Annotated in this window: 7 protein-coding genes; 3 read left to right on the top strand and 4 right to left on the bottom strand. The window is 62.0% G+C overall.

What is annotated here, in order from left to right:
• Window positions 1–224 precede the first annotated feature (224 nt).
• The 4 genes from FJ434_RS26975 to FJ434_RS26960 form a co-directional block, all read right to left on the bottom strand.
• Window positions 225–875: a dihydrofolate reductase family protein gene (locus FJ434_RS26975; RefSeq protein WP_140752067.1), complete on the bottom strand. Its 651-nt coding sequence runs from the start codon at window positions 873–875 to the stop codon at window positions 225–227.
• Between the two features lie 109 nt (window positions 876–984).
• On the bottom strand, window positions 985–1821 hold the full coding sequence (locus FJ434_RS26970) for a protein-L-isoaspartate O-methyltransferase (protein ID WP_181166102.1): 837 nt from the start codon (window positions 1819–1821) through the stop codon (window positions 985–987).
• 129 nt (window positions 1822–1950) lie between these two features.
• A complete protein-coding gene (locus FJ434_RS26965) occupies window positions 1951–2469 on the bottom strand; it encodes a DUF2867 domain-containing protein (protein ID WP_140752071.1) in 519 nt (172 codons plus the stop codon).
• A gap of 239 nt (window positions 2470–2708) precedes the next feature.
• Window positions 2709–4073, bottom strand: coding sequence for an Nramp family divalent metal transporter (locus FJ434_RS26960; protein ID WP_140752073.1), 1365 nt, complete (start codon window positions 4071–4073; stop codon window positions 2709–2711).
• Window positions 4074–4287: 214 nt separating this feature from the next.
• Here FJ434_RS26960 and mntR point away from each other — a divergent pair, with 214 nt between their 5' ends.
• The 3 genes from mntR (at window position 4288) to FJ434_RS26945 (ending at window position 5993) form a co-directional block, all read left to right on the top strand.
• Window positions 4288–4737 (top strand): manganese-binding transcriptional regulator MntR, encoded by a 450-nt coding sequence (mntR, locus tag FJ434_RS26955; protein WP_140717219.1) that lies wholly within the window; start codon window positions 4288–4290, stop codon window positions 4735–4737.
• Between the two features lie 207 nt (window positions 4738–4944).
• Window positions 4945–5133, top strand: coding sequence for a hypothetical protein (locus FJ434_RS26950; protein WP_140505111.1), 189 nt, complete (start codon window positions 4945–4947; stop codon window positions 5131–5133).
• Window positions 5134–5159: 26 nt separating this feature from the next.
• On the top strand, window positions 5160–5993 hold the full coding sequence (locus FJ434_RS26945) for an alpha/beta hydrolase (RefSeq protein WP_140505113.1): 834 nt from the start codon (window positions 5160–5162) through the stop codon (window positions 5991–5993).
• Window positions 5994–6216: the final 223 nt, after the last annotated feature.

The following is a 6216-nucleotide window of genomic DNA, read 5'->3' as shown; positions in this document are numbered from 1 at the left end:
GAATCATCCCTCTTCATTCCTTACGCACGGAATCACCAACCCGGTTCCGTGCAAAGGCCTCACAAGGGGAGAAGGAAGAGTCATCGATGTCATGGCTAATTGCCAATGTTGGAGAGTGGCAGAGCCGAATGCGCCAGGCTCCACCTTCTCCCCTTGTGGAAGAAGGTGGCCTCGCGAAGCGAGGTCGGATGAGGGGTGTTCCAGCTTGATGCCAGAGGTCGAATTTACTTCCAGTTCTTGCGCCGTTCGAGTTCGGCGTCGGAGGGTTTGCCGGTGACAAAGGAGCCGACCTCTATTTCGCCCGCGCGCTCGTAGGTCGCCATGATGACGCCGGTGGTGGAAGCCTGCGATTTGACAAGCCTGAAGGCGGCCGGCATCGCGGCATCGCCGAACAGCCGCTTGCCCTTGCCCAGCAACAGCGGGAACGTCATCAGCCGGATCTCGTCGATCAGCCCGTTGGCGAGCAAAGTCTGAATGAGATTGCCAGATCCCTGGATGAGCAGGTCAGGTCCATCTTCCTGCTTGAGCCGGTGCAAAGTCGCGATGATATCGGGCCCAAGCGACTGCGTGTTCTGCCAGGTCAGAGTGTCCGGCCGATGCGTCGCCACATATTTGGTCGCGGGGTTGAAGGCATCCGCGATCGGATCTTTCTGGTACGGCCAATACGCGGCGAAGATGTCGTAGGTTCTGCGGCCGAGCAGCAGGGCGAAGGGTTTGGAAAATAGGTCATCCATTGCCGCGCCCGCCTCCTCGTCAAAGTAGTGGAAAGTCCAGCCGCCGAATTTGAAGCCGCCGACCGGATCTTCTTCCGGTCCACCGGGTGCCTGCATGACGCCATCGAGGCTGACGAAGGTTGCGGCGGTGATCTTTCTCATTGTGCTCTCCCTTGCTTTCGTCCACGCCGTCGCGGCCGGACTTCAGTCCAAGGACGGACCAGCCGCGACCATCCCGACAGCGGCCGCGAATCTGGTTCGCCACCGATGCTTAATCACGCGCGCTCGGGGCTTCTGACGAGAACCAGACATGCTCGAAGATTGCCGTGGCGGTGCTGTCTGGCTGCCTATCCTCGATCAGCCAGATCGAGCGGCTGCGCGCGGCCTCTTCGCGTGTCGGGATCTTCGCGGCGGAGTCGGCGGTCGACGCGCCGACACAAGGGATGAACCACGAGCGCATGAACGGGTGGCAGGCGAAGCCTTTTTCGCCGCGGGTCACCATCACCGCGAACGGAACGCGCTCGGCCGGACGCCACGGGAAGATCATGCGGCCGCCGGGGCGCAACGCCTTCAGCCATCCGGCGGGAGGGGCCACGACACCGGCGTTGACATAGATGATGTCGGATGATGGCAGGGGCGAGGTCACGGCATTGCCATGGACAACAGTCGCATTGCCGTAGGCTTCGAGATTTTGCCGGGCCAGCTCTGCCAGCTTCTTGTCGAGCTCGAAAGCGGTGACGGTGCCGCCCGGCGAAACCAGCCTGGTCAGCACCGCAGTGTAGTAGCCGGTGCCGGCGCCGATATGACAAACGGCCTCGCCGGGTCTCGGCGCAAGCTTTCCGATCCACATGGCGTGCAGGAACGGCTCGCCATTGTTGATGCCCTTGTCGTCGTCGAGCGCCACCAGCACGTTCTGGTAGATGTGGGCCGGATCGGCGCTCGGCGTCGTGATCTTGCCGTTGCCGGCGATGATCGTCCACGGTCCGGGGCCGAGAAAGGCTTCGCGCGGCACTTCGGCGAAGACCGTCTGCAGGCGCGGATCGGGCGATCCGGCATTTGCGGCCATCAGCCGCGCGTAGAATTTCCTGAAATCTTCGATCCCGGTCATGACGAGGGGAAGATAGCGCGGATCGCCGATTTGTCGCGGGACCATCTGCGGCCGGACTGTGTGAGAAGAAGCACGGGGCGGGAGCTCCCCGCCGTGTTTCATCGTTCGAAATTCGACGTTCCTGCAGCTCTACTGCATTTGCGTTTGTGCACAGCGTGCCAGGTTGGCCCTGACCACCAGGTGATGAAAAGGCCTGATCGCGTTGAGATAGGTGAAGCCCAGGGCATTGTGGGTATGCACAACGGTTGTCGCGATGATCAACGTGCCCGTTGGAGAATGGCGTCGGAGCAGAGATAGACGGAAGTCCAGGTGTCGGTCATCCGTGCCGAGCACGATTTCGTCCTTGCCCTCCCAGTGCACCGGGAAGAAGTCCACCCGTTCACGGCTCTCCTGGAACGTCCTGACCGTGTCGGAGGTTTTGATGCCGAAGGGCATAACCATGGCGTCGCGCAGCGCGATCAACGCCTTTTGCCACACGGGTGGATTGACGAGTATCCGCGTCGCCAACTCGCGCATGCTCGACTGTTCCGATGCACTCAAGTCAATGCTGTAGCTATCGAGTGAACTGGCGTTCTCGTACCAGCTCGCAATGATACTTTCCGACGGCGGCGTTGTCCGGCGTACCTGCGGTTTGCGGTCTAAACCCATGCTGAAAGCTCAATCATGGCAGCTGGCCAAATAGCGGTAGGAGTACATGCCTTAGAACGAAGCCGACCGAGAACGATATAATATGGTGCGTGAGCGCTATACAAGCGGCGCGGTCGCAAGCCGATATCGGCGCGCACGAGGGCACAATCGAATCGGCCCTCGCCTGGATGCAAATCGCCTTCGTTGCGATACTGTTGCGCAGACCGGGTTATGATGGATCTTAATTTCGACTCAGGTTCTTAGCCAACCCCGGACATGGTCTCGTAGAGCAGCTTGAAATTGAGCACCAGGATGATGGCCGCGACTACCCAGGCCAATGCCGCCACGCCGCGCGGGATGGCGAGGTTGCCCATCTTCTTCTTGTCGGAGACGAACTGCACCAGCGGGATGACGGCGAAGGGCAGCTGCATGGACAGGATCACCTGACTGAACACCAGCAGCTGGCCGGTGCCCTTCTCGCCATAGAGCGCGGTGACGACCACCACCGGAACGATGGCCAGGCCGCGCGTCAAAAGACGCCGTGCCCAGCTGGGGATGCGCAGGCGCAGAAAACCTTCCATGATGATCTGGCCGGCCAGCGTCGCCGTCACCGTCGAGTTGAGGCCCGAGGCCAGCAGTGCCACGGCAAACAGGATCGAGGCGATGCCCAAGCCAAGCAGCGGCGACAGGAGCTGGAAGGCCTGGTCGATCTCGGCGACATGATGGTGGCCGGTGTCGTGGAAGGCGACCGCCGCGACGATCAGGATGGCGGCGTTGACGAAGAGCGCCAGCATCAGGGCGATGGTGGAGTCCATCGTCGCCCATTTGATGGCATCGCGCTTGCCCGCGTCGGTGCGTTCATAGGCGCGGGTCTGCACGATCGAGGAATGCAGATAAAGATTATGCGGCATGACCGTGGCGCCGATGATGCCGATGGCGATGTAGAGCATCGCCGGGTTGGTGATGATGTCGGAGGACGGCACGAACATCGAATGCAGGATCGTGCCGGCCGGCGGGGCGGCAACGAAGATCTGGATGGCAAAGCAGCTGAAGATGATGATCAGAAGCGCGACGACGAATGCTTCCAGATAGCGGAAACCCTTGTTCATCAGGAGCAGCACCAGGAAGGCGTCGAGCGCGGTGAGCATGGCGCCGCCGATCAGCGGGATGCCGAACAAAAGCTGCAGCGCGATCGCGGTGCCGATCACCTCGGCGAGGTCGCAGGCGATGATGGCGAGCTCGCAGGCGATCCACAGCACGAAATTGACCGGGCGCGGGTAGTAAGCGCGGCAGGCCTGGGCGAGGTCGCGGCCGGTGGCGATGCCAAGCCGCGCGGCCAGCGCCTGCAGCAGGATCGCCATCAGGTTGGACAGCATGATGATGAACAAAAGCGTGTAGCCGAACTGGGCGCCGCCGGCGAGGTCGGTCGCCCAGTTGCCCGGGTCCATATAGCCGACCGAGACCATGTAGCCCGGGCCCATGAAGGCGAACAGCCGGCGGAACCAGACGCCTGACGTCGGCACCGCGATGGTGGAATTGACCTCGCGCAGGCTGGGCTGATCGTCTTCCTCCCGTCTGGCGGGCCGCCATGCGGACCGGGGGGCTGTGACGTCTGCTTCTAACATGAAAAGGCTTTCCGCGGCTTCCGGAGGATACCCATAAGCTATGCCATGGCTCAACATTATGCAATAGGCTATATTTCATTGTCGGTGCTTGTTGCGAGGGCGGGCGACCGGAGACGCCGATTGCGCCTCTCGCGGAATGCAAATAAACGGCCTGAAGAATCAGAGCCCGTGCTATAAAAGCAGCGACGGCTAAACTTCCGAGGAGGAGCGCGCATTGGCGCTGAAGAACAGACCGGCTCCGCGTGAGCCGTTGCTCGATGCCGATATCCATTCGGAAGGGTTCCGGCAGACGCGCGAAGCGCGCCGCAGCGCGCTGGTCGAGGATTATGTCGAGCTGATCGCCGACCTGATCGAGGACGGCAATGAGGCGCGTCAAGTCGACATCGCCGCTCGCCTCGGCGTCGCCCAGCCGACGGTGGCCAAGATGCTGACGCGGCTCTGCGCCGACGGGCTGGTGTCGCGAAAACCCTATCGCGGCGTGTTCCTGACCGAAGCCGGCCGCAAGGTCGCGGAGGAAAGCCGCATTCGCCACCAGACAGTGGAAGCCTTCCTGCGCTCCCTCGGCGTCAGCGCCGAGACGGCGCGCATCGACGCCGAGGGCATCGAGCACCATGTCAGCGCCGAGACGCTGGAAGCGTTCCGCAAGGCGATGACGGCCCGCTGAAGGGCGCTTCATTGCCGAGTTTTCGAACACGTTGCAGCATGTCGCGGCGAATAGGATTCGCCCGATCTGCCGTAAGCTTCTGATTTTATGCATGTCGTTATTCCGAAACCGAGGACACTTCCGGGCGACATGCTTTAGTTGCTGGAACCGTCGGCGCTTATGCGCGTTGGCTCTCATCGCGCGCTTGTTGCGCGCAGGGAGGAAGCCATGGGCGTTGAGCAGGCACCGACCGCAAAAGGCAAGCAGGCAGCCACAGGATTGAAACAGGCGGCCGCCAGGGACGAGCGCAAGACCGAGGCCGAAACCGGACATTCGCTGAAGAAAGGCGCCGATCGTTTCGAGGAACGCTCGAAGAGCTCGGACGGCAAGAGCGCCGGTGCCAAGCAGAAAGAGTAGGCGGCGGTAATTCCGGATCGATGCAGATGACGATCGAGTGGCGCCCGCCCGAACGCTTTGTCTTTCAAGGACATTCCATCGCCTGGGGCGTGATGGGGGAAGGACCGCCCGCCGTCGTTCTCCATGGCACGCCCTTCTCCTCGGTCGAGTGGCGCCGCATCGCGCCATGGCTCGCCAAGCAGCGACGCGTCCACTATTTCGACATGCTTGGCTATGGCTGGTCGGACAAACCGGACGGCGACGTGTCGCGCGCCATCCAGAACGAATTGTTCGCGGCGCTCTGTGCCCACTGGAAGCTGGAACGGCCCGACGTGGTCGCGCATGATTTCGGCGGATCGACCGCTCTGCGCGGTCATCTGCTCAACGGGTTAAATTTTCGCTCGCTGGTGCTGATCGATCCGGTGGCGATCAGCCCGCAAGGCTCGCCGCTGGTCCAGGCAGCCAAACAGAACGAGAAGGTTTTTGCCGAGCTGCCCGCCTATGTCCACGAAGCGATCTTGCGCGCCTATATCAACGGCGCGACGTACAATCCGTTACGCAAGAACGAGATGCAGGCCTATCTGCGTCCATGGCTTGGCGACGCGGGCCAGAAGGCATTCTGGAGGCAAGTCGCACAGATGGATGACAAATACACGGAGGAGGTGGAGTGGCGATATGGCGAAATCCGGTGTCCGGTCACCATCCTCTGGGGCGACAATGACGATTGGATCCCGGTAAAGGACGGCCGGGAGCTGGCGCGGCGCATTCCCGGCGCGACGTTTCAGACAGTCCCTGATGCCAAGCATCTCGTCCAGGAAGATGCGCCAGAAGCGATCGCCGCTACGGTCCTTCAGTTCTGGCGGAGCATGGAAGCCGGCTAGGACTGTTCAGCGTTTGATAGAACCGCCGGACCGGCCTAATTTCCTTCGCTGGTCTTCGGCTCTTCGGCGATCTCGCGCTTGACCGTGTCGCGCACGCTGGCCAGCGCCACCAGCAGCGACAGGAAACCCCTGATCTCCCTCAAGCCTGGCACCCCTCCCAATGCCCGGCGATGCGACAGGCCTTGCGCGCTCCCTGCCAGTGCGGTGAAGCGGCCATGTGGCG

Origin of the sequence: Mesorhizobium sp. B2-5-13, assembly GCF_006440535.1 — a bacterium.
Lineage (GTDB): Bacteria > Pseudomonadota > Alphaproteobacteria > Rhizobiales > Rhizobiaceae > Mesorhizobium > Mesorhizobium salmacidum.
This window is presented reverse-complemented; position numbering and strand designations above follow the sequence as displayed.

What these genes read in the sequence shown, in the direction of transcription:
- FJ434_RS26945 (WP_140505113.1), top strand. Translation starts at nt 5,160, where the DNA reads ATGACGATCGAGTGGCGCCCGCCCGAACGCTTTGTCTTTCAAGGACAT.
- FJ434_RS26960 (WP_140752073.1), bottom strand. Translation starts at nt 4,073, where the DNA reads ATGTTAGAAGCAGACGTCACAGCCCCCCGGTCCGCATGGCGGCCCGCC.
- FJ434_RS26965 (WP_140752071.1), bottom strand. Translation starts at nt 2,469, where the DNA reads ATGGGTTTAGACCGCAAACCGCAGGTACGCCGGACAACGCCGCCGTCG.
- FJ434_RS26970 (WP_181166102.1), bottom strand. Translation starts at nt 1,821, where the DNA reads ATGACCGGGATCGAAGATTTCAGGAAATTCTACGCGCGGCTGATGGCC.
- FJ434_RS26975 (WP_140752067.1), bottom strand. Translation starts at nt 875, where the DNA reads ATGAGAAAGATCACCGCCGCAACCTTCGTCAGCCTCGATGGCGTCATG.
- FJ434_RS26950 (WP_140505111.1), top strand. Translation starts at nt 4,945, where the DNA reads ATGGGCGTTGAGCAGGCACCGACCGCAAAAGGCAAGCAGGCAGCCACA.